The 3,098-nt window shown below is 61.4% G+C and carries 4 protein-coding genes; 3 read left to right on the forward strand and 1 reads right to left on the reverse strand.

Annotated elements, in window-relative coordinates:
- Positions 1-84 precede the first annotated feature (84 nt).
- Entirely contained in the window at positions 85-435 is a 351-nt protein-coding gene (locus tag L0H65_RS17265; protein ID WP_301460463.1) for an H-type lectin domain-containing protein, read from the forward strand.
- 37 nt (positions 436-472) lie between these two features.
- Here the strand turns inward: L0H65_RS17265 and L0H65_RS17270 are convergent, their stop codons facing one another.
- On the reverse strand, positions 473-1,492 hold the full coding sequence (locus L0H65_RS17270) for a ribose-phosphate pyrophosphokinase (RefSeq protein WP_301460464.1): 1,020 nt from the start codon (positions 1,490-1,492) through the stop codon (positions 473-475).
- Positions 1,493-1,594: 102 nt separating this feature from the next.
- Between L0H65_RS17270 and L0H65_RS17275 the strand changes: the two genes are divergently transcribed.
- Both L0H65_RS17275 and L0H65_RS17280 read left to right on the forward strand, forming a co-directional pair.
- Positions 1,595-2,185, forward strand: coding sequence for a 2-hydroxychromene-2-carboxylate isomerase (locus L0H65_RS17275; RefSeq protein WP_301460465.1), 591 nt, complete (start codon positions 1,595-1,597; stop codon positions 2,183-2,185).
- The gene (locus L0H65_RS17280; RefSeq protein WP_301460466.1) at positions 2,185-2,997 is read left to right on the forward strand and encodes an alpha/beta fold hydrolase; all 813 of its coding nucleotides are present in this window, start codon (positions 2,185-2,187) and stop codon (positions 2,995-2,997) included. Before L0H65_RS17275 ends, L0H65_RS17280 begins: the two co-directional genes overlap by 1 nt.
- Positions 2,998-3,098 lie beyond the last annotated feature (101 nt).

Raw genomic sequence — 3,098 nt, forward strand, 5'->3', positions numbered from 1 at the left:
CGGTGTTGCGATCCTTGCGCTTTTGCGGGATCGTCATTTCGGCGCGGGTTAACGTAGGGTGTGACGATTGCAGGACCATTGGATATGAAGAAATTTCCGTCCCAAAGGATCGGGGTCGATCAGGGCTCTCGGGTCTTGTTTTCGGATTTCGCGGATGGTGGCGCGATGTGGACGGGAAGCGGCCCGCGTGAAAGCCGCCATATCGTGAAATTCACCGAAAGTTTCGTGGAATCGCCTGCGGTCACGGTCGCGATGACCATGTGGGACATGGATCAGAAAACCAATTCCCGCGCGGATCTATCGGCGGAAAAGATCACACCGTCAGGCTTTCATCTAGTGTTCAAGACCTGGGGCGACACGCGCGTTGCACGGGTGCGCGCCGATTGGATGGCCATCGGGCGGATCGTCGATGACGAGGATTGGGAATTGTATTAAGTGCGATCTTCGGGCAAATCGCACGCCCCGGACAGGATCAGCCCCGGTTGTAAAGCCCCTCATAGATCGGGCTGAGGGTTTCCGTCTCAAACAGCGAAGAAACCGAGGTGCCATTCCAGATATTGAGGATCGCTTGCGCGAACATTGGCGCGGTTGGCAGAATCCGGATATTGGCGCAATTGCGCACCGCGTCGGACGGCGCAATGGAATCGGTGATGACCAGTGACTTCATGACCGAATTCGTCACCCGCTCCACCGCCGGGCCGGACATGACGCCGTGGGTGATATAGGCGTGAACCTCTGACGCGCCATTTTCCAGCAGCACCTCGGCGGCTTTGCACAGGGTCCCTGCGGTGTCGCACATATCGTCCACGATGATACATTTCTTGCCGGAGACATCGCCGATGATCGTCATTTCGGCCACTTCGCCCGCCTTTTCGCGGCGTTTGTCGACAATAGACAGCGGCGCATTGATGCGCTTTGCCAGTTCCCGCGCACGGGCTACGCCACCCACGTCGGGGGAAACCACCATCATATCCGACAGGCAACCCTTGAACTGTTGCATGATATCCAGCGCAAAGATCGGCGAGGCATAAAGGTTGTCCACCGGAATATCGAAAAACCCCTGAATCTGCGCCGCATGCAAGTCCAGCGTCAACACCCGCTCAATTCCCGCCTCCACCATCATATTCGCCACCAATTTTGCAGAAATCGGGGTGCGCGCCTTGGTGCGACGGTCCTGACGAGCGTAGCCGAAATAGGGCACGACTGCGGTGATCCGTGATGCAGAAGACCGGCGCAAGGCGTCGGTCATGATCAGGAGTTCCATCAGGTTGTCATTGGCCGGGTTCGAGGTTGGCTGGATGATGAACATATCCTCCCCCCGCACGTTTTCGAACACTTCGACAAAAATCTCTCCGTCGTTGAACCGTTCGACCCGCGCATCGACCAAACCGACCGACATGCCCCGATGCAGTGACATCCGCCGTGCGATCGACTGGGCCAGAGGCATGTTGGCATTGCCGGAGATCAGCTTGGGTTCGTTGATGGTGGCCATTGTCCGGTCCTTTGTCGGTGGGTTCATGGAATCGCGCGGCGTTGACACCGCTTACCACCCGGCTAGGGTCTTGCAAACCTCACGGATAAAGGAAGCAGCGAAATGACCGGGATTGATTACTACTTTGCGACGATTTCCCCCTTCGTTTATCTCGCCGGGACACGGCTGGAACAGATCGCAGCGAAACATGGGGCGCAGATCACCTATAAGCCGGTTGACGGCCCGACGCTGTTCGCCCGCATGGGAAAGCCCGCAGAAACCCATCCCGCACGCGGCGAATATGCAGCGCAGGACCGGCGGCGTCAGGCGCGGAAACTGGGGCTGCCGATGTCGGACCGCCCGGCATTCTTTCCCACCAACCGCGCGCCGTCCTCTTATGCGGTGATCGCCGCACAATCGGCGGGCGGGGGCGATATGGGTGTGCTGGTGCATGCACTCGCCCGCGCCTGTTGGGTGGAGGGTCGCAATGTGGCGGATGATGATGTGATCCGGGCCGCATTGGTGGAAGCCGGATTTGATCCGGACGTCGCAGATCGCGGAATGTTGGCAGGGGCCGAAGCCTATAGCGCCAATCTGGAGGAGGCGGTGACCCGCGGGGTCATCGGCGTCCCGTTCTACATTGTGGGGGAGCAGAAGTTCTGGGGGCAGGACCGGTTGGAGGATCTGGACCTCTATCTGGGCGGCAAGCTCTGATGCCAGATGCGGATTGCGCGGGTGTGCCGACGCATTGGCGGGTGTTTGGCGCGGGCGAGGTGCAAGCCTTGGCGCTGCATTGCACGCTGGCCCATTCCGGCGCTTGGGCGGGTATGGCGGCGGAACTGCCCGGACTGACACTCACCGCCCCCGATATGCTCGGCCACGGGCGCAGCGGCGACTGGGACGGGGCGGGTGATTTTCACACCCGCGCGACGCAGCAGGCGATCGCGCTGATGGGGCGCATGGGAGACGCGCCCTTGCATCTGATCGGCCACAGTTTCGGTGCAACCGTCGCGCTTCGCATCGCTTTGGAACTTCCGGAGCGTGTCGCCAGCCTGTCGCTGTTTGAGCCGGTGTTGTTTTGCGCCGCGCGAGCCGCGGAGGGGCCGGAGTTTGCCGCGCATGAGGCGATGCACGAACCCTATGCCACGGCGTTGATGCAGGGTGACAGCATGGCGGCGGCGGCATCGTTTCAAGCCATCTGGGGCAGGGGACAGCCTTTCGACCATACCCCGCCGGCGCAACGCGCCTATATCGCGGCGCGGGTGCATCTGATCGCGGCGCAAAACGAGACCCTGCTGCGGGATGCGGCGGGGATGCTGGCCTATGGTCGGCTGGAGGGGTTGGGCATTCCGGTATTGCTGGCGCAAGGGGCAGAATCCCCCGCGATCATCGACGCGATCAACCGCGAACTCGCCCGCCGCTTGCCGCAGGTGCAGCGCGCCACGGTTGCGAAAGCGGGGCATATGCTGCCGATCACCCACGCGGCGGAATGTGCCGAGTTGGTGCGCGCGTTCATGCCCGGATGAGCCGCGTTAGCCCCGGAACGCCTTTAGCAACCCGTCCACATCGGCCTTGGTCGTCGACCAGCCGGTAACAAGACGGCACAAACCATCGCCCATGTGGTAGT

Origin of the sequence: Pseudorhodobacter sp. (assembly GCF_030452865.1) — a bacterium.
In the GTDB taxonomy this organism is placed as follows: domain Bacteria; phylum Pseudomonadota; class Alphaproteobacteria; order Rhodobacterales; family Rhodobacteraceae; genus Pseudorhodobacter.